17 protein-coding genes and 2 pseudogenes are annotated in these 23,581 nt (G+C 56.9%); 11 read left to right on the forward strand and 8 right to left on the reverse strand.

The window, feature by feature from the left end; translation table 11 throughout:
• Positions 1–92 precede the first annotated feature (92 nt).
• The 5 genes and pseudogenes from IPK17_RS34655 (at position 93) to IPK17_RS34675 (ending at position 5,893) form a co-directional block, all read left to right on the forward strand.
• Positions 93–1,385, forward strand: coding sequence for an ABC transporter substrate-binding protein (locus IPK17_RS34655; protein ID WP_343422291.1), 1,293 nt, complete (start codon positions 93–95; stop codon positions 1,383–1,385).
• A 6-nt stretch (positions 1,386–1,391) separates the two neighbouring features.
• A complete protein-coding gene (locus tag IPK17_RS34660) occupies positions 1,392–2,354 on the forward strand; it encodes a carbohydrate ABC transporter permease (protein ID WP_343422292.1) in 963 nt (320 codons plus the stop codon).
• A gap of 22 nt (positions 2,355–2,376) precedes the next feature.
• A pseudogene (locus IPK17_RS34665) lies at positions 2,377–3,235 on the forward strand (carbohydrate ABC transporter permease).
• Between the two features lie 6 nt (positions 3,236–3,241).
• On the forward strand, positions 3,242–4,858 hold the full coding sequence (locus IPK17_RS34670; protein WP_343422293.1) for an FAD-dependent oxidoreductase: 1,617 nt from the start codon (positions 3,242–3,244) through the stop codon (positions 4,856–4,858).
• A 3-nt stretch (positions 4,859–4,861) separates the two neighbouring features.
• Positions 4,862–5,893, forward strand: a complete 1,032-nt coding sequence (locus IPK17_RS34675; protein ID WP_343422294.1) for a glycoside hydrolase family protein — start codon at positions 4,862–4,864, stop codon at positions 5,891–5,893.
• A gap of 84 nt (positions 5,894–5,977) precedes the next feature.
• Here IPK17_RS34675 and IPK17_RS34680 read toward each other — a convergent pair whose 3' ends face one another.
• Genes IPK17_RS34680 through IPK17_RS34710 form a run of 7 tightly spaced genes read right to left on the reverse strand, consistent with a single transcriptional unit; the run spans position 5,978 to position 16,072 of the window.
• On the reverse strand, positions 5,978–8,071 hold the full coding sequence (locus IPK17_RS34680) for a glycoside hydrolase family 3 C-terminal domain-containing protein (protein WP_343422295.1): 2,094 nt from the start codon (positions 8,069–8,071) through the stop codon (positions 5,978–5,980).
• 14 nt (positions 8,072–8,085) lie between these two features.
• Positions 8,086–9,345: an MGH1-like glycoside hydrolase domain-containing protein gene (locus tag IPK17_RS34685; protein WP_343422296.1), complete on the reverse strand. Its 1,260-nt coding sequence runs from the start codon at positions 9,343–9,345 to the stop codon at positions 8,086–8,088.
• The gene (locus IPK17_RS34690; RefSeq protein ID WP_343422297.1) at positions 9,342–11,561 is read right to left on the reverse strand and encodes a WD40/YVTN/BNR-like repeat-containing protein; all 2,220 of its coding nucleotides are present in this window, start codon (positions 11,559–11,561) and stop codon (positions 9,342–9,344) included. The genes IPK17_RS34685 and IPK17_RS34690 overlap by 4 nt, the downstream gene beginning before the upstream one ends.
• On the reverse strand, positions 11,558–12,388 hold the full coding sequence (locus IPK17_RS34695; RefSeq protein ID WP_343422298.1) for an amidohydrolase family protein: 831 nt from the start codon (positions 12,386–12,388) through the stop codon (positions 11,558–11,560). The genes IPK17_RS34690 and IPK17_RS34695 overlap by 4 nt, the downstream gene beginning before the upstream one ends.
• The gene (locus tag IPK17_RS34700; protein WP_343422299.1) at positions 12,361–13,146 is read right to left on the reverse strand and encodes a ribonuclease activity regulator RraA; all 786 of its coding nucleotides are present in this window, start codon (positions 13,144–13,146) and stop codon (positions 12,361–12,363) included. The genes IPK17_RS34695 and IPK17_RS34700 overlap by 28 nt, the downstream gene beginning before the upstream one ends.
• On the reverse strand, positions 13,143–14,114 hold the full coding sequence (locus tag IPK17_RS34705; RefSeq protein WP_343422300.1) for an aldo/keto reductase: 972 nt from the start codon (positions 14,112–14,114) through the stop codon (positions 13,143–13,145). The genes IPK17_RS34700 and IPK17_RS34705 overlap by 4 nt, the downstream gene beginning before the upstream one ends.
• Before the next feature lie 2 nt (positions 14,115–14,116).
• Positions 14,117–16,072: a DUF8034 domain-containing protein gene (locus tag IPK17_RS34710; RefSeq protein WP_343422301.1), complete on the reverse strand. Its 1,956-nt coding sequence runs from the start codon at positions 16,070–16,072 to the stop codon at positions 14,117–14,119.
• A gap of 162 nt (positions 16,073–16,234) precedes the next feature.
• On the opposite strand from IPK17_RS34710, the gene IPK17_RS34715 reads away from it, so the two are divergent.
• From IPK17_RS34715 to IPK17_RS34735, 6 genes and pseudogenes are all read left to right on the forward strand, one after another.
• Entirely contained in the window at positions 16,235–17,191 is a 957-nt protein-coding gene (locus IPK17_RS34715) for an ABC transporter permease (protein ID WP_343422302.1), read from the forward strand.
• A 17-nt stretch (positions 17,192–17,208) separates the two neighbouring features.
• The gene (locus IPK17_RS34720) at positions 17,209–18,126 is read left to right on the forward strand and encodes a carbohydrate ABC transporter permease (protein ID WP_343422303.1); all 918 of its coding nucleotides are present in this window, start codon (positions 17,209–17,211) and stop codon (positions 18,124–18,126) included.
• 71 nt (positions 18,127–18,197) lie between these two features.
• Positions 18,198–18,275, forward strand: a pseudogene (locus tag IPK17_RS40815) (twin-arginine translocation signal domain-containing protein); the annotation flags it as partial.
• Positions 18,276–18,287: 12 nt separating this feature from the next.
• Entirely contained in the window at positions 18,288–19,712 is a 1,425-nt protein-coding gene (locus IPK17_RS34725; protein WP_343422304.1) for an ABC transporter substrate-binding protein, read from the forward strand.
• Between the two features lie 149 nt (positions 19,713–19,861).
• Positions 19,862–20,611, forward strand: coding sequence for a FadR/GntR family transcriptional regulator (locus IPK17_RS34730; protein WP_343422305.1), 750 nt, complete (start codon positions 19,862–19,864; stop codon positions 20,609–20,611).
• A gap of 37 nt (positions 20,612–20,648) precedes the next feature.
• A complete protein-coding gene (locus IPK17_RS34735) occupies positions 20,649–22,511 on the forward strand; it encodes an MGH1-like glycoside hydrolase domain-containing protein (RefSeq protein ID WP_343422306.1) in 1,863 nt (620 codons plus the stop codon).
• 224 nt (positions 22,512–22,735) lie between these two features.
• Here IPK17_RS34735 and IPK17_RS34740 read toward each other — a convergent pair whose 3' ends face one another.
• Positions 22,736–23,572 (reverse strand): amidohydrolase family protein, encoded by an 837-nt coding sequence (locus IPK17_RS34740; protein WP_343422307.1) that lies wholly within the window; start codon positions 23,570–23,572, stop codon positions 22,736–22,738.
• Positions 23,573–23,581 lie beyond the last annotated feature (9 nt).

Genomic DNA, 23,581 nt, shown 5'->3' on the forward strand with positions numbered 1-23,581 from the left:
CACAGCGTATGAAGGAGGCGAAGCGGGCCAGAGACAATTAGCTCAATACCTCACATCCACATCAGTTTTTTACAAAGGAGCTTTTCACTCTCATGAAAAAAGCACTGCTTTTCATCATCGTTTTGTCCTGCCTGCTGCTCAATCTGTCGATTGGTTTTGCGCAAGATCAAGCGCCTGTCGAACTTCACTTCACGGTGTGGACGGGTAACGAGGCGCATCTGGCAATGCTGAACGGCTTTGCCACTGCTTTTCAGGAAACTCACCCTAACGTTACGGTCGTGTTTGAAACGATCCCATTTGCCGATTACGCTTCGACGCTGACGCTGCGCCTCGCTGGAACGAATCCTCCGGACGCGGGCTGGTTAGCCGAGCGGACCGCGTTGACCTTCATCAATGCGGGCGTGCTGTCGGATCTGTTGCCGACTCTGGAAGCGACGGAAGGGTATGACTTCGCCGATTTCTCGCCCAGCGCCCTTGAGTTATGGTCTGCAGATGGCGCTGTCTACGGTGTTCCGTTCTCGACCTCGCCCGGCTTTATCATCTTCAACCGGGACATCTTCACCGCTGCCGGCGTGACTGCGCCGGATGAGCTCCTGCGCCAGGGTGAATGGACGTGGGAGAGCGTAGCCGAAATTGGGGCAGAGCTTACTCAAGATGCTCCTGCGGGATTCTATCCGCTCCAGCAAAATCTCTATGTGGGCGAATTCTGGGGTGCGGTCATGCCATATATCTGGGCCTACGGCGGTGATGCGTGGACCAGTGACGGCGAATGCTTGCTGGATTCTGAAGGTTCGGTCGCGGGTATGCAAGTGCTGCACGATTTGATTTTCGAATCGCACGTGATTCCGCCGCCCGGTGAACAGGTCGATTTCCTGAGTGGTCAAGCAGCCATGACGGGCGGCAACCTCGGTCAGACGCTGCAATTACGAGATGTTGGTTTTGAATGGGGTGTCGTGCCGCTGCCAGCAGGTCCAGCTGGTTTCCTTCCGGTGATTGGGCAGGCTGCCATCGCAGCTTTCAACCAGAGCCGCCACCCGGAAGAGGCTAAGGACTTCATCGCTTTCATGACCAACGCGGCGGGCGTCGCCACCATGTCGCAGTTCTTCCCCCCGGCGCGCCTCTCGGTGCTGGATTCGGAAGCGTTTGTGACCACTCATCCAGTCCTTGACGCCGAGCAAATGCGTTCGGTGGTCATCGCCAGCTCGAATGCGGGGCGTGTGCTACCAGCGCATCCGGAATTCCCCAAGATTAATCTCGCAGCGCAAGCAGTTTTCGACACCTTCTTAGCCCCCGATGCCGATGTCGCGGCTGTGATGAGCAGCATGTACGGCGGAAGGCACCTGCCTTCCGCCGCTCCTGTCCCGGTTGTGAAAGTAAAGGTTTAGAGTGCCATGCAAAGACTTCGATTACAGCCACGCCAGTCGGGGTCAATCGAGGCGGCGCGCCCCTCGGCCGCAGCCCAGCCGCGCATATCAAATCGCATGCGTGATGCGCTGTTCGGATACCTGTTCATCTCCCCGCAGGTCATCGGCTTTCTCATCTTGGTTCTCGTCCCCTTGATTGCCGTCTTCTACTACGGTTTTCGTAATCAGAGTCTTTTGACGGGGACAAGCGACTTCGCGGGGTTTGATAACTACGTCTATATGTTCGAGCGCGACGCGCTGTTCGGCAAAGTGATTGTGAACAGCCTGGTTTTCATGCTGGGAACAGTCGTATTCAATGTGATCCTGTCGCTGGTGCTGGCGGTCATGCTGATGCAGTTGGGGCGGGCGCGCACTCTGTACCGCGTCCTGTTCTTCGCGCCGGTGGTGACTTCGGGCGCGGCCTGGGCGATTGTCTGGCGCTTCATACTGCAAGGCGAGCAGGGGACGCTCAATCAATTTCTGGCGACCATTGGGATAGATGGGCCTAACTGGCTGTACGATGCCAATTGGGCCATGCTGTCGGTCATTGTCACCCGCGTCATCAAAAACGCTGGACTGAACATCGTGATTTTTACCGCAGCCCTCGCGATGATCCCGCACGATTACGCCGAGGCGGCCCATGTTGACGGCGCGAACAATCGCCAGGTGTTCACCCGCATTACACTGCCGCTCCTCATGCCGACGATTCTGGTCGTCGTCATCCTCACTATGATTGGATCGATGAAAGTCTTTGATCACATCGTCTTAATGACGCGCGGCGGTCCGGCCAATGCGACGATGGTCTTGATCTACTACATCTACTATCAGGGGTTTCAGTTTTTTGAAACGGGCTATGCCAGCGCGCTCGCCGTCATCCTCTTCCTGATCAGCCTCGTTCTCACTTTAGTGCAGTGGCTATCGCGAAAGGTGTTTGTCTACAATGAACAGTAGATTGGCGAACCTCACCTGGCCGATGACCGCGATGAAGTCGAGTCTGGTTTTGCGGAATGCGCGTCAGCTGCCGCTCTATGTGATTATGAGTCTGCTAGCGATTCCCTTTGTCTTCCCATTTCTATGGATGTTTTCTAGTTCGCTCAAGACACCGCTGGACATTTTTACCTACCCACCAGGCACTCATTCCCGCCGATCCCCAGTGGAACAACTTCGTCGAAGCCTTTCAATTTCAGCCATTAGGGCGGCAGTTCTTCAACAGCGTTTACATTGCCGTGATTGTCACCGTTGGTACGCTGATCATCGCTTCATTGGCAGGGTATGCTTTTGCGCGTGTACGCTTTCCCCTGCGCTCGCTGCTGTTTTTGATGCTGCTGCTGGGCTTAATGATGCCCGCCGAAGTGACGATCATCCCCAATTACTTACTTATGGGTTCGCTCAATCTGCTGAACTCGCATGTGCCGTTGATCGTTATCCCCTTATTCGGCGCGAATGCGATTGTCGGCACATTTCTTATGCGCCAGTCTTTCCTGAGCTTTCCCCAAGACCTCGAAGATGCAGCGATGCTTGATGGATTGGGGCGGTTTGGGATCTATTGGCGTATTGCGCTCCCTCTGGCAGGGCCAACGCTCGCGACCGTGGGAATCCTGACGTTCCTTTCCAGTTGGAACGGGTTTATTGAACCACTCGTTTTCCTCTCCGACCGCGAATTATTTACCATCCCGCTCGCGCTCGGCAACTTTGTCGATCATTACGGCACGCCGCTCTGGCATTTGCAATTAGCAGCCACGACCGTCTCAGTACTGCCGGTGTTGATTGTCTACTTCTTTGCACAGCGCTACGTGATTAACAGCTTTATCAACTCCGGGCTCAAAGGGTAAGTTAGCATGACAGAACTCAGGACGGATATCCTCATTGTTGGCGGCGGATTAGGGGGAGTCGCGGCCGCGCTGGCCGCGCTGCGACTGGGACAGCGGGTCGTCTTGACCGACGAAAATCGCTGGCTTGGTGGGCAGATGACCGCCCAAGGCGTGCCACCTGATGAACATATGTGGATTGAAAGCGAAGGATGTACAAACAGCTACCGATCCATGCGTGAGCGAGTGCGGGCCTACTATCGTGAGCATTATCCACTGACACCCGCGGCGCGCGCGGATCGCGCTTTGAACCCTGGTCAAGGGCAGGTGAGTGGACTCTGTCACGAACCGATCGTCGGCGATGCCGTGCTGCGTAACATGCTGCAGCCATATCTGTCGAACCAGCAGTTGATTTTGCTGCAAGCGTACTTCCCCGTCACCGTCGAAACCGCTGGAGATCGAGTTCGAGCGGTCACGCTGCGATCCGGCGAGCGAACGGTGAGTATCCAGGCATCATACGTGCTAGACGCGACCGAACTCGGCGATCTGCTGGAGCTCGGCGGTGTCGAGCATGTGATCGGCGCAGAGAGTCAGCAGCAGACGGGCGAACTACACGCGCTGGTGGATGCGCCCGATCCACGTAGTCAACAGGGCTTTAGCTGGTGTTATGCCCTGAGCTATCATCCTGAAGCGGATCATCGTATCGCTAAACCTGCCATGTACGAGTTCTGGCGTGGATATCGCGCGGCGTTCTGGCCAGCACAACATCTCCGTTGGGTGTATGCCGAGCCGACCACACTTGAGCCCGTGGTTCGACCAATTTTCACAGCGCCGCCGACGAGTGTTGACGGTGATGATCTATGGCACTTTCGCCGCTTGTTGTACGCCGGTCACTTCGCCAAGGACTATCTGGACAGCGATATCACGCTTGTGAACTGGGTGCAGATGGAGTACTGGCTCAAGCCACTCGTCGGTGTCACCGAGTCTGAACGTTCAGTGGCCTTATATGAAGCGCAACAATTGAGTCTGTCGTTCCTGTATTGGATGCAGACTGAAGCGCCACGGCCCGCAGGCGGTTACGGCTATCCGGGCTTGCGGTTGCGCGGCGATGTGTTCGGAAACACACCACATGGCTTGGCGCAGGCGCCGTATATTCGCGAGAGTCGGCGGATTCAAGCGGAGTTTACCATTCTTGAACAGCATGTCGGTTACGAGGCGCGCAGCGGTCTGCTCGGAGCAGAAAATTTCCCAGACAGCGTCGGTGTTGGCAGCTATCGCATCGATCTCCACCCGACGTACCGCCGGAACTATGTCGATATTTCGACCTGGCCGTTCCAAATCCCTTTGGGGGCGCTCATTCCTATACGGGTTGAAAACCTGCTGCCTGCCTGCAAGAACATCGGCACGACTCACATTACCAATGGCTGTTATCGGTTGCACCCCGTCGAATGGAACATCGGCGAGGCAGCGGGGGCGTTGGCAGCTTACTGCCTGCTCCAAAACACTCAACCCCGACAAGTCTTGCACTCGTCCGACCATTTGGCGAGCTTTCAGTCGCTGCTGGTGAGCCAACTCGGTTTCCAACTACAGTGGTCGGAAGCCGTGCGCTTGACACCACGCCACAAGCTGAATCCACTAGGAATTTAGGTCGTGCTTCACTGTCATGACATTTCCAAACGACTGCTGCCCCTCGTCACGCCGGGTGGATTCAGTCTGCCTGATCATTGGGTATGGGATGGCTCGGTCGTCCGGGACGATCACGGTATTTACCACCTGTTCGCCTCCCGTTGGTCGAAGGCGTTTCCGATGCATCCGGGGTGGATCTTTAAATCGGAAATCGTGCGCGCAACTTCGGCAACCCTCAACGGACCGTATACCTTCGCGGACGTGGTTTTCACCGAACGGGGATCGACGTATTGGGACGGAAAAGCGACCTTCAATGCTTGTGTCCGCCGGGTCGGGGACATCTATCTTATGTTCTACACCGGCACAACTTATCCCTATGCTGAAATCACCCCAGACAACCTCCGCGGGGAAGACGAGCGGTACGTCACTGCGCAGTTGAACAAGCGAATCGGATTGGCAGTCGCATCATCTCCTGCAGGTCCATGGACACGCTCAGAGACGCCAATCCTCAACATCCGACCGGATTATTTCGACAGTGCTCTGGTGTCCAATCCGGCTCCTTGGGTCCATGCCGATGGATCAGTCTTGCTCATGTACAAGTCCCGCCCGGTACTTGGGCAGCGTTGGGGGCCACAGCAGCTTGGAGTCGCTTATGCGGATCATTTCTCCAAATCATTTCTTCGTCTCACGCAAGTACCCCTAAAGATTGGCGGTGGATTTGAAATTGAAGATCCACATCTGTGGTGGCAAGACGGTCATTATGAATTGATCGCCAAAGATATGACAGGATCGGTTACGGGTGAGAAGAATGCGGCGATTCATGCCTGTTCAGTCCACGGATTGGAGTGGAGTCTCTGCGAAACCGTCAAAGCCTACTCGCGACGGTTATTATGGGATGATGGCGAAGCTCGACAACTGGGCAGTATGGAACGTCCCTTCCTCTTTCTCGAAGACGGGACGCCCAAGTGCCTCTTTGTCGCGGCCGGCGATGGCACACGCGGTTTCTCTGATGCGACGCGCACCTGGATAGCCACTATCCCCTTGGCGTCAGAATAGAACTCTGCCGAAACGATTGATTTTGAAATTGCAGCGTAGCGAACGGCAACTGCCTAATAGATCCTCCATCAACAACGAGCATTCTCAACAGACGTTTTCGATTATATTGATGGTTGCTGCTTGCCCGTCTGCCCAATCACGCTGTCCCCCGCCGCTCCAAACCGTAAACGTGCCTGCCTCATGTACGCGCTGACCGTCGTCACGCACCCGCGTAAAATGGGATGGTGTCAGCACAAAGGTGACGGTTTGCGCTTGTCCCGGCGCAAGATGAATACGCTGGAAAGCGGCAAGTTGGCACAGCGGATAACCTTCGCGCCCTGCGCTTAGGTAGATCTGCACGACCTCATCTCCGGCGCGTTCTCCGGTGTTGGTCACTGTCACAGAGACTCCAAGCGAATCTGCTGCAGACAACTCGAGGGAACTTAATTCAAGCTGACTGTAGACGAAGCGCGTATAACTTAAGCCGTGACCAAACGGATACAGCGGTTCGCCTGTGAAGTACCGGTAGGTGCGCCCCTGCATGTGATAGTCTTCGAACGGGGGTAAATCGCTCACCGATTTGTAGAAGGTGACCGGGAGTCTGCCCGCCGGGTTGTAGTCACCGAACAGAACATCGGCCAGCGCGGTGCCGCCTTCTTCGCCGGGATACCAGGCTTCGACGATAGCGGGCAGATGCTCGTGCGCCCAGTTGATCGCCACCGCACTGCCGTTGAGCAGCACTAAAATGATCGGCGTGCCGGTTGCATGGAGCGCGCGCAGCAGCTGCTCTTGAGCGTCGGAGAGATCGAGGGTCAGCCGATCCCCCTTCGAGATCAGTCCTTCGGGCAGTCCTTCTTTCTGACCTTCTTCGCCTTCCAGCGCCTGAGACAGACCACCGACGAAAATAACCGCATCAGCGTCTCTTGCCAAGGCGACCGCTTCGTCAAGCGCTGCCGGATCGCTGAGAAAAACACCACAGCCCGACGTATAGACGACTTCGGTATTTGGGGAAACTTTGGCACGAATACCTGCTAGCGGCGTCACGCTGCTTGATGGTGTACCGTTGTAGTTGCCGAGCAGTACAGTGGGGTTATCGGCGTTCGGCCCAATCACGGCGATGCGCGCAAGGGTTTTTGCGAGCGGGAGGGTGTGGTTGGCGTTTTTCAGCAGCACTATCGACTCCTGTGCCGCGCGGAGGGCTAGGGCGCGATGCTCCTCCGAGTCGTTGACGCTGTACGGGATTTGCGCATAGCCGACTTGTTCGGGTGGGTCGAACATGCCGAGGCGGAAACGCGCTGTGAACAGGCGCACGAGCGAACGGTCGAGTGTGGCTTCGTCGATCAGTCCACGCGCATGGGCTTCACCGAGCGCTCGATATTCGCTGCCGCATTCCAGATCGCAGCCCGCATTAACCGACAGCGCCGCCGCTTCCGCCGCATCCGCGGCAACTTTGTGAAACTTCCACACGTTGTAGACCGCGCCGCAGTCAGAGACGACATAACCGTCGAAACCCCAGCGGTCACGCAGGATGGATTGCAGCAGGGTAGGGCTGGCGCAGCAGGGTTCGCCGCGTAAGCGGTTGTAGGCGGGCATGACGGATGCCGCTCCACCTTCGCGGACAGTGGCTTCAAAGGCGGGAAGATACGTTTCCCACAAATCGCGCTCGCTGGGATAGGCGTCGAACTCCGCCCGGATACTTTCCGGTCCGCTGTGAACGGCGAAGTGTTTTGGCGTCGCAACGACCTTTAAATGGTTCGGATCATCGCCTTGCAAGCCTTTGACGAAGGCGATGCCCAACTGCGCCGTGAGGAGCGGGTCTTCGCCGTAGGTTTCCTGCCCGCGTCCCCACCGAGGGTCGCGGAAAATGTTGATGTTCGGTGTCCAGAAGGTCAGCCCAGTATAGATGGAGAAGATGCCATTTCGCGCCGCTTCGTGATGTTTGGCACGCGCTTCGTCGCTGATAACGGAAGCAATTTGATGCAGCAGCGGGACATTCCATGTCGCTGCGAGGCCAATCGCCTGAGGGAAAACGGTCGCGACGCCAGCCCGCGCCACACCATGCAAGCATTCGTTCCACCAGTTGTGTGCGGCGATCCCTAAACGCTCAATCGCGGGGGCATCGTTCATCATCTGGCTGATCTTCTCGTCCAGCGTCATTTGGCTGACGAGGGTGCGGGCGCGTTCTTCAAATGTGCTCATGAAAAGCTTCCTTATCAAAATTCAACGATGGTGGGCTTGTTTTCGATCCATGCGATCATGTTGAGAACGAGATAATTCCAGTTCTGAAACCCCCGATTCAAGATCGGTTCGCCGTTTTCCGGTTGGTAGTACTCGTGCAGCGCGCCAAAGCGTTCAACATCGCGCCCAAACAGCCGGATCGTTTTTTCGGCCAACTCACGCGCATCGTTAAGGTAGCCGTAGCGCACTAATCCCCGAAATGTAAGGTAATTGGAGATACCCCACACAGGACCTAGCCAGCATGACGGGTTCCCCGAAGCGCGAATGGTGTACATCTTTTCCAGTCTGGAGAGCGTGCGCACCCCGTAGTCCGCGTTGAAAGTGCGCGCATTGCGGTAATGCTCCTTGACCACGCGGTCGGCTTGTTCCGGTGTGGCGATGCCCGCCCACAGCGCCAGAAAACCAGACCATACGCCAATGCGCTGGATGAGGCAGTGCCAGTGCCGGGGATCGCCCGCGTGGAGGCCGGTGCTCGGCGGTGGCAGCAGGTTGAGGTCGACACTATAGAAGAAACCGTCGCGCTCGTCCCAGCAGTGTTCGAGTACGGCAGCGCGGAGATTTTCTGCTGCCCCGCGCAGATCCGCGGCGATCTCGTCCAGATTGAGGCGATCGGCCAGATACGCCGCAGCCTCGAACTCCTTGAACATCAGGCAGTTGAGGAAGATTGCGCCGGAACTGCGCGGCGGGCGCGAGAATGTGCAAGGGTCATTGTCCCCGCCGATCATCAGATCGCTTTGCCAGAAATAGACGCCGCAGGCATGGCGATGATGCTGACGATAGTTATTCAGGAAGGTGAGCAGATAGTAAAATTTATCGCGCAGCCATTCTGCATCACCACCGTTTAAGTACGTGATGAAGGCCGCATGCTGCGCCAGCACCGGCTTGTGCATGTTCTCGCCGTAGGGATTCTCTGCACGGTAGACCTCACCGTTCCGGTAGATGACAATCGGCGTCCAGCCATGCATGCCGCCCCAATGCAAAAAGTTGAGAATGCAGCCCTGTTCAAAACGCCGCGCCTCTTCTGACGCCGCTGGATCGCTCGCTTCGAGCAGAATTTGTCGCAGAGCGACGTTTGACAGCCACGAGTCCCAGTCCCAAAGCACATCGGCGTACTGCTGACTCCCCGGTGTGATGAATGGGTAAGGCAGGTTGCCGCCCGCCTCACGAAACATGCCGTTGTAGTTCGCCAGCAGGTTCTGGCGGATGAGCACGCTGTACTCGCCGAGGGTTGTCATGATAGATCCAGTGACAGTGTGAAGGCAGAGTTGCCGCATGATCCGGCATAAAGCCGCTGCTGCTGCGGGTCAAGCGTGACCGTTTTCCAGCGGATTGCGCCCAATTGCGGATCATAAGCGTCCGTCCATGTCGCGCCCGCGTTCCGGCTGATCAGCACCGCCGACGGGCAGTTCGACCAGTACAGCGGCTCACAGACCGCAGCGATCAAATGGCCATTCGCGGTTATTGAGGTGGCGTTGAAAATCCGATCTTCCGTCGGGTACAGCTTCTCCCAGGATTCGCCGTAATCAAGGCTGCGCCACAGTCCTTCGCGGATAAAGCCGGCATAGATCACGCCCGCTTGTTGTTCGTCCGCGCGGATCACATTGAGGACGGAGGCGCGATCTCGTTTGAAAGGCAGCGCCTGACCGATGTCCTGCCACGTCTGACCCCCGTCACTCGTGCGGAACAACCCTTCCGTCCATTCGCCAACATAGAGTGTTTCTTGGCGGTGCGGGTCAACGCATAACAGTTGATTAGTCCCGCAGACGTTTTTGGTCTGCGCGATGACGACCGATAGCAGCTCATTTTCAATCCATTCGCGTTGATGGGGGACGCGCTGAATCGGCGGTGGAAACGGGTTCGCCAGTCGTTCCCAGTGATCGCCCCAATCAAGCGTGTGATAGACTCCCGCGCCGGCCGCGAGAATGCCATCAAGATAGGCGTAGAACTTGCCAGGGTGGAACCGGTCTTCCGCGAGTGCTTGAACCGAGACACCTGCCGCGCGTGACTGGAACACTAGCCGCCCCTCGTCAGTATCTGGCGGGGTGAAGTTCTGAAAAACGATCTGGGGATTACTGTCATTACCGAGCGCGCGCACAATCGAACAGCCGCCGGAGCCTTTGATCCCGTACAGGATAAAATTTGGGTCAAACCGGGAGGCGACCAATGCGGTACTGTCTGGCTGGATTTTTTCAACGCGGGGACGGGGCAGGGCAGTGAAGGTGCGTCCGCCGTCGGTACTGACTTTCGGTGCATGGTCGGCCATGACCATGAACACGGTATCCACCTGTGTCGGATGCGCCACCATGTTTTCGATGCAGATGTTCTCCATGCCGGAGAACTGATGCGCATCCCATGTGTATCCGCCGTCCTCGCTAATACTGACACCGTACCAATTGCTGAGGTAGAGGCGGTGACGGTGGCGGACATCCACGCGGATCTTAGAAATCGCCCAGCCCGCATACGGGAGCGTCATATAGCTGGGATAGTTGCGAATATCCGCGTCGGTGTGCCAGCGGATGAGCCGCCACGAGTCACCGCTGTCGAGCGATTCATAAATGCCAATCGGCGGGACTTCCTGGTCAAAATTGGGGAAGGTTTCGGCGGCGGCGAGCAGGTGCGTCGGATCGTGCGGGTCGACGGTGAGTGTGCCAATCGGATACTTGGAGAGCGCCGTAGCTGTCCATGTACGCCCACCGTCCTTCGATTTCAGCACACCATCATGCAGACCAGCCACGTAGAGTGTGTCCGGTACGCCGGGTACAAACGCGAGCTCGCCAATGTCCGTCCCTTCGTGCAGCACTTCCCAGGTCGCGCCATCATCGTTTGAGCTGTAGAGGCGGGGTGGGTTCGGGCGGACGAAGTCGTACTGCTGCGCGACGAACATGGGATCGCTGTCGAATTTGCCAATTGTCCCGACGTAAATCACTTGCTCATGGGTGGGATGGAAGTAGACGCAGGCGATGCGTTCATCTTTGAGGCCGAGATAACTCCACTGATTGCCTGTATCCCGACTGATCCATAATCCTGCTGAATAGCCGCCTGCAAGCACCACGTTCGCGCGGTGCGGATCAACCTGGAGGACTTCACCATACTGGCGGGTTTCACCGTTGCCGTAAAAATTGACTTCACGGCAAACCGGAAACCACGACTCGCCGGCGTCGATGCTTTTGTGGATCGTCCCGAAGCAGCTGCCGCCGCGCACCGACCCCGATCCGCGAAACAACAGGTGATGATCGTGGGGGCTGAGAGCGAAACTGCGCACATCGTGCTGATGACACTCCATCATACCGTTATTTTTCGCCGTCCACGACTGACCGCCGTCCACACTTTTGAATACGCCTGCGACATCGGCGCGGGCGTACAAAATGTCAGGGTTGATCGGGTCTTGCAGAAGGCCAGCGATGAAACCGCCGCCATTCAGGGTGGATTGCTGCCACTGGTAACCGCTCATACTGAAACTCCGTTGGGGAACAGGCGATACAGGGCGCGGGCGTTGTCGCGCAAGACTGCGCCGCGCCACGCTTCGGATTGATCGGCGCAGGCGGCCATCAGCAGGTGAATCGCCGCGCTGTAACCGTGCGGGCAAAAAGGGGTGTTGCTGCCGAAGATCAAGCGCTGCCCACCGAATAGGGCAGCGGCAGCATAAGTGTAGGCGCGCAGCGTGGCTAGATCAGATGCCGCATAGCCGCTAAGTTTGAGCGTCACATTGGGGAGCACCGCCAACGGTTGCAGGGCAGCACACCACGCGCTGATGCTGGTTTGGTTCAGCGTCCAACCGCCGAAGTGATTCAGCACAAAGGTCAGGTTGGGAAAGCGCCGCGCCAGTTCCGCAACTGTTCCCAATTGATCCGGCTCGGCTAGCACCTCCACGACCAACCCGCGCGCCGCCAGTGCCCTTAGCGTGGGATAGAGACTTTCGGGCTCAGGGCGCGGCGTCAGGCAGTTGAGGCGCACCCCTTTGAAGCGCGGATGCTGCGAAAATTGGTCTATCTGAAGGATTGAATGAGGATGCTCCAAATTTAGCCAGCCGATCACACCCCAATTCAGTGAGTCAGCGTCGGCGGTGTCCAACAACCATGCGATTTCAGCTGCTGTGTTAGTCGCTTCCATCAGGATTCCGCCCTGTACATTCCGAGCTAACATTTCGGCGCGGATATCCTCGAGGCTGACATCGTGATCCAGCGGCGAACCGGGAGCCAGCCAGTGGTAGTGAAACCGTGACCGATCCCAGATATGCACATGCGCGTCGATCACTCCGGTTTCTGCTGCTGCCGCCATGCTTCGTACTCCTGCCGCCCTTCCTCGCTCAAGGGATAGTATTTGAGCAGCGCGCCTCCGTCCGTGATCTTCATGCGACTGAAGGCTTCCCAATCCTCGTGTTCGAGCGTCAGCCGCGCGATCTCTGGCGCCACTTTGCAGGGGATGACCACCGCGCCGTCGTCATCGGCGATCATGATGTCGCCCGGCAAAATCAGTACCCGGCTGCAGGCAATTGGGACGTTGAACGCCCATGGGAATAACGTCGCCTGTGAGGCGTAATTCGGCGTGAAACCGCGCACCCACAACGGGACGCCGATTTTTTGCACACGCGGCGCATCGCGGATGAAGCCATCAACTACGATGCCTGCGCCGCCTTGCGCCTTGAAATACGTGATCAACATTTCGCCCAAGCAGCCGGTATAGGGGTCGCCAAAGGCTTGAATCGCCAGCACATCGCCCGCGTGAATGTGACCCAGGACCGCCCACAGCGCGCTGTACTTCTCACTATATTCCTGCGCGATGCCGGAGGCCACATCTTCGCGCTGCGGCATGAATTGCAGCGTGATGATGCTGCCGACGATCTTTGTCCCCGGCGCGGCAGACTTGGGGCCTTCGATGAAGGTTTGCCGGATGCCCATGCGATGCAGCATGGCGCTGGCGGTCGCGCTGCTGACCCCGCGTAATTGCTCGATCAACAGCGGATCCGGGCGTGAGAAGGCGCCGCCGTTGATGGGCAGCGTGATATTGTCCGGTCGGGGGAGGATATTTGCGGTCATGAAGTGACAACCTTTGGTAAGGGTGCTTCGGATACGATTAGCCTGTCGTCGCGTAATTGTTCCCACAGCGCCGCCGGAATGGGCTGGTCGAGCGCCTGGAGGCAAGCCTGAATTTCCCGCACTGATTGAAAACCGACGACAAGGGCCTTCACTGCCGGGTGTGCCAGCGGATACTGGGTAGCGACAGTATGCAGCGGAACCTCAAACTGGCGACACACTGCTTCAAGGGCACGGACGCGGGCGAGTACAGCCGGGTTCGGCGGGGCGTGGTTGTAGCGCGCGTTCGGATGATCGGCGCCGGTCGCCAGAATGCCGCTGTTATAGATGCTGGCGGCGAAGACGGCGATTCCGCGCTGCTGGCACAGGTCGAGCAGGGGCAAAGCCTCTTGTTCGAGCAGCGTCCAGCGTCCTGCGATCATGAAACAGTCGAAATCGGCGTGGCGGGCGAATTCCATGGGTACCCGCCATTGATTCATGCCCGCGCCAATCGCCTTGATGACACCTTGCGCGCGCAACTCGGCCAACGCGGGGAAGGTTACGTCCAAGACTTGCTGCGTGTAATCGTCGGGGTCATGCACATACAGCAGATCAACCGCATCGACGCCGAGTCGTTTGAGACTGCTGTCCAGACTGCGCCGCACGCCGTCGCGGGTGTAATCGCGCATACTCTCCGCGCCGCTGATGTCAAAGCCGACTTTGGTGGCGATGACAATCTGATTGCGGGGCAGGGCGGAAACAACCTGCCCTAAGCGGGTTTCTGCCAGCCCGTGTACGTAATTCGGCGCAGTGTCAAACCAGCGGATTCCCTGCTCATACGCATAAGTGAGCGCTGCGCGGCTTTGCGCTTCGGAGATCGGATCGCCGGGATTCCAGGCAGGCGCAGTGGCGAGTGGGGCTGTCCCGAAGGCCAGCAGCGGCACTTCAAGCGTTGATTTGCCAACACGGGTTCGGCTGTGCAGGTCGGGCATGGCTACAGCCGATCCCACGGGAGACGGTACGAAGGTGGGTTGACATGGCGCGCTACCTTGAGCGTGAGCGTGATTTCGCTGGTTGGTGGCAGCTCTACGCGCAGCAGTGAATCATCAATCGGGATGGTGTGCGTTTCGGTTTGGAGCGGCGGCGCGGCATAGCCACCGGGCCCCTGTACACCGGGATAGTCGCTGATCCGCTGTTCGTAAGTCGCACTGATAAACTGGTGCTCTCCGAAGGCGCCCGCTTGAATGAGCAGCGTTCGCACTCCGAACACGCTGAGGTTAACCAGATGCACGATGACGTGATTCGGAGCAATCTTTTCGACCAGTGCCGCTACGTCGAGCGGTAAACCGGGACGGCGGCGATCAACATCAAAATAGCGGACTTGTGCATGGAGCAAACCGCCGTTGTAGATAATCTGCGGCGCGCCGAGCGTCAACTGCACGAGGGCTTCTGTTGTGACCGGGTTGAGTTCCTGCCAGTGATGGATGCTCACCTGTGCGAGATCGCTCTGATCACCGCGGATTAACGCCATGCGCCGTCCAACTTTTGCGTAGGCTTCGCTTAGAATGGCTTCCGGGTAAGATGGGTTGTCGCCTTGGAGATAGCACAGCCAAGGCTGTTCATGGCCCGCGTCCTCTTTCGAGCGGAACGGCTTGACCTCGCGCCAGTCCTCCCGGCTGTTGTGCCGAATGAGCTCTATCCGCTCCCAATCCGCCGCAGCGTGCGACAGCACCCACAACGCGACCGGATAAATCGGTGACGGAGATTGATAGTCGAACCATCCGGAATCGCGGTAGCGGTAGGGGACGACAAAGATTTCGGTTTCCGGGGATTGTTCTCGCGCCATGATCGTCCAAAAGCTGCCGAACTGCGCCGCCATTTGGCCGAGCGTGCGGGTCATGCCGAGCGCGTGGATCGCGTCGATCTGCCAGCGCGGGAGCTCAAGATAGCGTTGGTCGCCGGTGAGCAGAAAGGCGTTCGCCGCCCCGATGATCGCCGCCATGCACACGTTGTAATAGCCATGCGGCCAGCTCCAACCATATAATCCGCCATACCACTTCCCGTCGATGTATTCGCCCACCCGACCAGACAAGCCGACGTTATCCGGCAGCAAGCCGCCGTTCTGACGGGCACGTTCCATCCACGCACCAACATAGTCCGCGATCCAGCCGCGGTATTTGTCGTCGCCTGTCATCAGGTAGGCGTTTGCGATCAAACTGGTGACGATCAAATTCGTGGCGGCGTCACCTTTGCCCATGCGCTCCTGCATGACCGCGCCCATGCGCCGCGCCAGCTCCGGATCCGCGAGATCAGCATAGGTGGTGATGCCCGCCACATCTTCGTAGGGCAACCCGTACGGCTCCATATAGGGGAAGTTCTCGTAAACGGGTTCATCATCGAAATAGCCCCACCGCGCGCCCTCGCTGCCGTTGTGCGGTGCGCGGATGATCCTCCGCTCCGGATCATAGTTGATCGCGCCCGGGTCTTCATTGAGGTAGAACCCGGCGAAGCGCCGTGCGCGTTCGATTAATTTTGGATTGGACGGATCAGCGAGGCACAGGAAGTAGAAGTAGATGTAGCTTTCGCCCTGATGAAACTGGTCGTAGCCGCGTTCGTATTCCTTGCGGACAAGGCCCAGCCGGGTTAACTGCTGCGTTACGCCATCCCAGTGGTGGTGCGCCATCGGTAGCAGATGATCGCCGCCGCCCAACAGGTACAACAGCGCCCAATTGTAAAAACTCTCGTAAAAGTCGTCCGCGCCGTCACGGGTTTGGAACGAATCGTCTTGACCGTCACGCCAGATCAATGAACCATCGGCGCGCGTGTACTTCTGTGCGAACGGATACACCGCTTCGCTCATCACTTCGATCAAACGACGCTGCCACACAGCCCAAGCGGGCGGTGCGGCACAGGGTAGGGTCGCGTAGATATTGTTTAAGGGTTTCTTCACTTCATCCATTTTTTCACAGTGCATTGACAAGCCAAACAAATCTATCTACAATGAATTATAAAGTGGTCTGACCACTAGGTCAATAGGTCAATTCAAAACTCAACGACTAAGTATTTTGCAAAGTGCTTTATGGACGTTTCTTTTAACCAACCTTTGGGATCAATGGCACCGACTTCTGTTCAGCCTCAACGCTTTGCGTTCCTGAAACGCGATCATTTCCGGCGCAACCTGACCTGGTTCCTTATGTCGCTGCCCGCGCTCATCTGGATTCTCGTTTTCAAGTATCTGACCCTGTTTGGTGTGTGGGTAGCCTTCACCGATTACAAAGTACGGCGGGGTGTCTTTGGGAGCGAGTTCGTCGGGCTGGATAACTTCCGGTTTCTGTTTGCAACGGAGACGGCTGTCCGCGCCACGATCAACACCGTGTTTCTCAATCTGCTGTTCATCAGTGGCAGTACGGTGGCGGCGCTATTGCTGGCGTGGCTGCTCTACGAAATCTACAGCAGCAAGCTGACCAAGTACTATCAGACGCTCCTGCTGCTGCCGCGCTTTATTTCGTGGGTAGTCGTTGGTTACTTCGTGTATGCGCTGCTAGCGACCGACAACGGGCTCATCAACATCCTACTGCGTAACCTCGGGTTGGCACCGGTTTCCTGGTACAACTCGCCGCAATACTGGCCTGGTATCCTGCTGCTAATCAGTCTGTGGAGCGGGATGGGCATCAGCAGTCTGATTTACCTGTCGGGAATGCTGGCGATTGATACGCAGTTGTTTGAGTCTGCGCGTATTGACGGCGCGAACAAATGGCAGCAGTTCATCCATGTAAATTTCCCGATGATCCTACCACTGGTGGTCATCAATCTCCTGTTGTCGATGGCCTATATCCTGAACGCCGATTTCGGGTTGTTCTTTCAGGTTACGCGCAACCAACCCCTGCTGTACCCGACGACGGATGTGCTGGACACCTACATCTATCGTTCGCTGATCGTGACGCAAAACGTCAGCATGGCGGCGGCGGCTCAATTCTATCAATCTATTGTCGGCTTTGTGCTGGTGATCGTCTTCAACTGGATCGTGCGGCGCATTGAGCGAGCGGACGAACCGCTCTCCCTGTTTTAGAAAGCGAGGACTGACGCATGGCGACTCAGGCTCAAAAACTTCGTCAACAGAAGCAGATGGACACCGACCGGTTGATGAATTGGTTGGGGCGCTTCAGCATTCACATCGTCGTCCTGATTTTAGGGTTGTGCTGCCTGCTGCCACTGCTGCTGATCCTGTCCTCGTCATTTACGGACGAAACCGCGCTCACCCGTGAAGGTTACAGCCTGATCCCATCGCACTTCAGCACAGCGGCCTACGAGCTGATTTTTCGAAACCCTCAGGCAATTTTGCGGGCATATGGAGTCACGATTTTTACGACGCTCGTGGGCACGATCATTGCCGTCTTGCTCATGTCGATGCTTGGCTATGCGCTCTCACGTCCGACGTTCGTCTTGCGCAAGCCATTGTCGCTATTCGTGTTTTTCACCATGCTGTTCAACGGTGGGTTGGTGCCCTACTACATTCTCATGACGCAGTATCTGCGTGTGCAAGACACGATTCTTGCGCTGATGCTCCCATACTTCGTCGTTGTGTATTACGTGCTGATCTTGCGGACATACTTTGCCGCTTTGCCCTCCGAACTGATCGATGCGGCGCGCGTTGATGGGGCAGGGGAGTTCCGCATCTTCGTATCGATTGCCCTGCCACTAGCAAAACCTGCCTTGGCGACGATCGCGTTGTTTACCGCGCTCAATTACTGGAATGACTGGACAACGGCGCTGTATTTCATTCGCGATCCTCAGCTTTATCCGCTTCAGTATTTGCTCTACATCATTCAGAGCAATGCTCAGGCAATGCAGTTACAAAGTGCGGTTGGGGTCAACATGGGCGAAGTTCCTACGCAAACGGCGCGTATGGCGATGGCTGTTTTGGCAACAGGACCTGCCGCCCTGTTCTTTCTGTTCTTCCAGCGTTACCTCGTGCGCGGGGTGACACTGGGAGCCTTCAAATAGGCACGACAGCGGCTACACCGCTTGATGATGCACGAATCGAAGACATCAATCAATTCTCAAGGAGTTCCCTCATGTCAAAAGGATTTTCGAGACGAGATTTTCTTAAGGGGCTGAGTATAGCCGCCGCTGCAGGTGGAGTGAGCTTATCGGGTTTGACGCGCATGGCCAAAGCATCATCATCCCGGTTCCAGGATTTGCCGCGTTTGGTCTACCTCTATCCCGGTTCCCCGCAGCCGGATGTGCAACGGGTGCAGGACGCTTTGAGCGCGTATATGGCCGAACGTATCGGTGCGACCATTGAGCTGCGTGCCGTCGATTGGGGCGCCTTCAATGATCAGATCGGTTTGATTAACGCTTCCGCAGAAAATTACGACCTGACCTTTACTGCGCCGTGGATCAACAACTATTACAACAACATCACGCAGGAATATCTGATTCGCTTGGAAGACCTGCTGCCTGAACTCGCTCCCGGCTACTGGAACAGCCTGACTCCCGCAACCTGGGAAGCGGCGCGCGTGGGTGGCGGCATCTATGGTGGCATCAACCAGCAGATTTTCGTCAAGCCCTTTGGCCCGTACATCCGTACTGACGTGCTGGAAGCGATTGGTTTGGGCGACGCCTTCAACAATCTGACGAGCTATGAAGAACTCGAACCGATTATGGCGGCCATCAAGGAATACGCGGATCAGGATGATACGCTGACGCATGTCACCTACAATTTGTCGCCGCTCAATGTTCCCGAAAACTATGGCTACGATCCGCAAGACTTTATGCTCGTCGTTCGCAGTACCGACGAGAACGCACAGGTGCAAATCTACTCGCAGACTGATGAATTCCGTCAGGCATCCGAACTGATCCGCCGCTGGTATCTCGCAGGCTATGCCCCGTCCGATGTCGCGCAGTGGAGCGAGATGGATGCTGCGTGGACAGCCGGCCAATATGCCGTGCGTGTCTCTGATATTGTGAAGCCCGGCGGCAATGCGGAAGTCGAAGCCCGGTGGGGTTGGGCAGTCACAAGCAAAGCGATTGCCGAACCGCTGCTGACGACCGGCAGTGTCACCTCGACGTTGACGGGCGTGAGTTCGACTTCCGCCAATCCTGAACTCGCTGTGCGCTACCTCGAACTGATCAACACTGATCCGGTGTTCTTCAATACGTTGGGTAAGGGTCTGGAAGGTATCCATTGGGAATGGGCCGATCAAGATAGCCTGTTGATCCGTCCCGCCAATGGTGCGGCGAGCTTCGGTGACACGGGCTATAACCCCAACACCGACTGGATGTACGGCAACGTCTTTAACTCGTACTATACCGATCCGACGCAGGTTGGCGCGTGGCCTGATACGGCAGAACTTAACCGCAATGCGCGTCCGTCACCCGTTCTCGGTTTCACTTTTGACCGTTCCGCCGTGGAGACCGAAATCGCGTCGGTATCGGCCGTCAACCAGGAATTCGGCAATCCGCTGGGCAGCGGCGTCGTCGATGTCGATGAAGGCCTGTCGCGGCTCAATCAGGCCTTGCTGGACGCGGGCATCGAGCGCGTGCGCGACGAGATGCAGCGCCAGATCGACGCCTGGAAGTCGGCCTAACGAACCTCTCCGAGTCTGATACGGATTGAAAGAAAAACTGGGCGCAGGAGAACACTTCTTCTGCGCCTTGCCGACCGCTGTTGCCAATTGTGCGACGAATCGCTTATGATGGAAGTCATAATTGGTTAGATCACTTGGACACTAAACTCATGGCAGCTCGACAAGCGACAATGAATGAGCAATTTCGTGGGACTGTGCATCGTGAAGCCATCTCGCACCAGATCACAGACCGTGTGCTGTCACTGATCCGGGAACAGCAGTTACGGCCTGGTGATCGCCTGCCGCCGGAACGCGAGCTTGCGACGCTGATGGGCGTGAGTCGCGCGACTTTACGCGAGGCGCTCCGTTCATTGTCGATGATGAATGTGGTCGAACTACGGCACGGTTCTGGCACCTACATCACATCGCTGGAGCCGCAGTTATTGGTCGAGAACTTCGACCTGGTTTTTTCGCTTAATGACAGCTCGTTCTTGGAGTTGATTGAAGCGCGCGAGGTAATCGAACCGGGGGCAACAGCGTTCGCCGCCAAGCGGATCACCGATGAAGGGATCGCCAGTCTTGACGATTTGATTGCCCGCTCATGGCAATGCCACAAAACCAACCCGGAAGACTTCCCTCAGCTAGATATCGAATTCCACGTCAGAATCGCGGACTATTCGGGCAATGCGCTGCTCATGCGCATCATGCAGGCGCTTACGCGGATGAGTATTGCCAGCAGTCAGCGCACCTCGGTCGATAAAGGCGCAGTGAATCCGGATCGTGTTGAACGCGCGATACGCATGCATGAAGGCATTTTGGCAGCGTTGAAGGCCCGCGATGCAGAAGTCGCGAGTAAGCGCATGTTTGAACATCTGCTGGCGGTGGAAGATACGCTGCGGAGTGCGCAAAAAGGCGAGTAGCACCGACATTTTCTGGCCCTGCACTGAGGACAATCTCATGACTCTGTCTATGGTTATTGAGTCGGCGCTGGCTCGTTTTCGCCCCAATCATCCAAGCGCGCCGGCCAATACATTTGTCTTCGGGTTGGTCACGTCCGATGAACCGTTATTCTCCATCATTGTCAGTCCACGAGAAGCACGGATTGAGGCAGGCGTACGCGAGGCTGAGTACCTCATCTATGGCACAAGCGCGCAGCTGGCAGCGCTGTTCGATGTGAATCAAGCGAACCGGGCCGCGATTGTTGCCCAAATCAAGATGCGACCGGATTACCCGTTCAATAATTACCTCTTGTCGATTCTGTTGAATGCACTTGATCTGCACATCCCCGATCTGGATTATGTCGCCAAACGCATGATGGGGACTTTTCCGTTTCCGCCGCGCTATCCGGTCGCCGAAAATGTGTTCCGGCAGCGTCAGTATGAACCTAAACCCATACCCGCCTATGATCGGGAGCGACTGCCGCAGTTGATCGCCGATGACCATCCTGAATGGGTTGCCATGTACGACAAGGCGTGGCAGTTGGCATTCAAGAATCTGCGCCAACCTGAACGCGGGACCGGTTTCATCGCCAACTTCATCGATCCAGCCTTCAATGCGAATACGTATCTCTGGGATAGCTGTTTTATGATGCAGTTCGGGCGCTATGCTCGCCGCGTCTGCGATTTTATGGGGACGCTGGATAACTTTTACGCCAAACAGCACGACGACGGGTTTATCTGCCGCGAGATCGACACCTACAGCGGACATGACCTCTATCAAGCGCTTGACCCGCGCAGCACGGGGCCCAATCTCTTCGCGTGGACGGAATGGCAGCATTATCACCACACAGGCGATGTTGATCGCTTAAGCGCAGTGTTCCCCGTGTTGGTCGGCTATCATCGCTGGTGGAAGGATTGGCGCACGCATCCTGATGGCAGTTATTGGACATGCGGGTGGGCAAGTGGCATGGATAATCAGACCCGTGTGCCGCGTTCGGAGTTTCATCATCGGCATTACACCTGGGGCGATGCGACATTGCAGCAGACGCTTAACCTTCGGATTCTGCTCACCATGGCGCAGACTATTGGACGTGATGAGTTCAACGACGAGTTAACGAGCGAGTTGGAACAGCTTAAGCTACTGATCAACGAGCATCTGTGGGATGAGGATTGCGGATTCTACTTTGACCGTGCGCCTGATGGACGCTTAAGTTCGACGAAGAGCATTGGAGCGTACTGGGCATTGTTGAACGCAGATCTCCCGCAAGATCGGGCTCACCGACTGATTGCCCATCTGGACGATCCTAAGATGTTTAATCGTCCGCATCGTGTGCCGACAACGCCTCATGACTCGCCCGACTACAATCCCTATGGTGGATACTGGCTGGGCGCGGTTTGGTCGCCGACCAATTACATGGTACTGCGGGGGCTGACGGAACAGGGAAAGCACGACCTCGCCTATGCGATAGCCCGTAATCACGTTGAGAATGTGGCGGCGGTCTTCCAGCAGACAGGGACGCTGTGGGAGAATTACTCACCGGAGTATCCACGGCCGGGAAAGCCTGCCGGACGCGACTTTGTCGGTTGGACAGGTGTTTCGGCAATTACTATCCCGCTGGAGTATCTGATCGGTTTACGTACGACGGATGCTGGGACGACCCTAATCTGGGATATTCGTCTCACTGAACGTCATGGGGTGATCCGCTATCCGCTCGGATCGTCCAACACCGTCAATTTGATCTGCGAACAGCGTGATCATTCTGACGACTGTCCCCGTCTGTCGATTGCTACGCAATCCCCCCTTACGCTGCACGTGACTTTCGCACAGCAAGTGCACATTTTCAACCTTAAAGTCGGCGAACAGACGCTCGATATTATGTGACATATCTGAGGGAGTAGCAATCGATATGCTCCTCGGTTTTGGGCCCTGTACTTTGGCAGCATGACTGTAATACGTCATAGTCTCTTGGACAGTTTGCAGTAGGATCTGCAGAAGAAACAGGAGGATGGGATGCACCCAGAAGCCAGAGAAGAACTGAAGCCTTGGTCCAGAAAACCATGCAGAGGTTTTATCCACTCAAACTAAACGAAAGCGCTGGAGTCTACCTAGAGCTCAGGGTCGCGCTGTGAAGTCGCCTCCACGACGATCGGTAGCTCCTGCTGTGGCGGCAGTTCCTTCGCTGCGAAGCGCGTAAGGTTTGGCTTACGCATCTTTGCCAGCAGCCGGCGTATGTTGCCGCCGAGGATCAGCGCTTCGTCGGCGGGTGACTGGCCGAGCACCCGAATCTTGTGCAGTTCCACCCCGGGATGCAGCCACGGACCATCGCTGCCGAACAACAATTTGCGTGCGCCCGCCCGTTCCACCGCTTGCACAATGTAGTCAAAGCGGCGTACGCCAGAGGTATCCGCATAGACGTTTGGATAACGCACCAGTTGATCGCACACCGTCTGCTGTGCCTTCCAGTCATCCGCGAAGCTACCCAGATGCGGGATGATGAAATCGACGGAGGGGTAGCGCGAAGCGAACATCTCGATGGCGTGCGCCTTACCGACGACATCGACCAGCACGGGAATGCCGAAATGGGCGGCCACGGCGCAGATTTCGCGTCCAGGCAGCCCATCCGCACCATGAACTTTGATGCCGCGAAAACTCCAGCGTGCGACCGCCTGCTCAACCATTTGGAAAATCCGCCCAGTGTCGCGGCGGGGATGGACGAAAGCGAATCCCACCAATTGGCCGGGGTGGCGCGCGACGATGCGCGCGACTTCCGCATTGGCGACAGCGTAGTCGGTGTGAAATGGGGCGAAGACCACCGTCGTGTCGATGCCCGCCGCGCGAGCGCGTTCAAGATGCGTCTTCAGCGGCGCATCCGTATTCCACGGATCGGTCAGCAGGTCGCCGCGCCCGGCGTGGCAGTGGCAGTCGATGATCATGGGCTGCATCTCCATCTA

It is taken from the genome of Candidatus Flexifilum breve, from assembly GCF_016713355.1.

Coding starts and splice junctions, on each gene's coding strand:
- IPK17_RS34655 (WP_343422291.1), top strand. CDS start 93: ATGAAAAAAGCACTGCTTTTCATCATCGTTTTGTCCTGCCTGCTGCTC.
- IPK17_RS34660 (WP_343422292.1), top strand. CDS start 1,392: ATGCAAAGACTTCGATTACAGCCACGCCAGTCGGGGTCAATCGAGGCG.
- IPK17_RS34670 (WP_343422293.1), top strand. CDS start 3,242: ATGACAGAACTCAGGACGGATATCCTCATTGTTGGCGGCGGATTAGGG.
- IPK17_RS34680 (WP_343422295.1), bottom strand. CDS start 8,071: ATGAGCACATTTGAAGAACGCGCCCGCACCCTCGTCAGCCAAATGACG.
- IPK17_RS34685 (WP_343422296.1), bottom strand. CDS start 9,345: ATGACAACCCTCGGCGAGTACAGCGTGCTCATCCGCCAGAACCTGCTG.
- IPK17_RS34690 (WP_343422297.1), bottom strand. CDS start 11,561: ATGAGCGGTTACCAGTGGCAGCAATCCACCCTGAATGGCGGCGGTTTC.
- IPK17_RS34695 (WP_343422298.1), bottom strand. CDS start 12,388: ATGGCGGCAGCAGCAGAAACCGGAGTGATCGACGCGCATGTGCATATC.
- IPK17_RS34700 (WP_343422299.1), bottom strand. CDS start 13,146: ATGACCGCAAATATCCTCCCCCGACCGGACAATATCACGCTGCCCATC.
- IPK17_RS34705 (WP_343422300.1), bottom strand. CDS start 14,114: ATGCCCGACCTGCACAGCCGAACCCGTGTTGGCAAATCAACGCTTGAA.
- IPK17_RS34715 (WP_343422302.1), top strand. CDS start 16,235: ATGGCACCGACTTCTGTTCAGCCTCAACGCTTTGCGTTCCTGAAACGC.
- IPK17_RS34720 (WP_343422303.1), top strand. CDS start 17,209: ATGGCGACTCAGGCTCAAAAACTTCGTCAACAGAAGCAGATGGACACC.
- IPK17_RS34725 (WP_343422304.1), top strand. CDS start 18,288: ATGGCCAAAGCATCATCATCCCGGTTCCAGGATTTGCCGCGTTTGGTC.
- IPK17_RS34730 (WP_343422305.1), top strand. CDS start 19,862: ATGGCAGCTCGACAAGCGACAATGAATGAGCAATTTCGTGGGACTGTG.
- IPK17_RS34735 (WP_343422306.1), top strand. CDS start 20,649: ATGACTCTGTCTATGGTTATTGAGTCGGCGCTGGCTCGTTTTCGCCCC.
- IPK17_RS34740 (WP_343422307.1), bottom strand. CDS start 23,572: ATGCAGCCCATGATCATCGACTGCCACTGCCACGCCGGGCGCGGCGAC.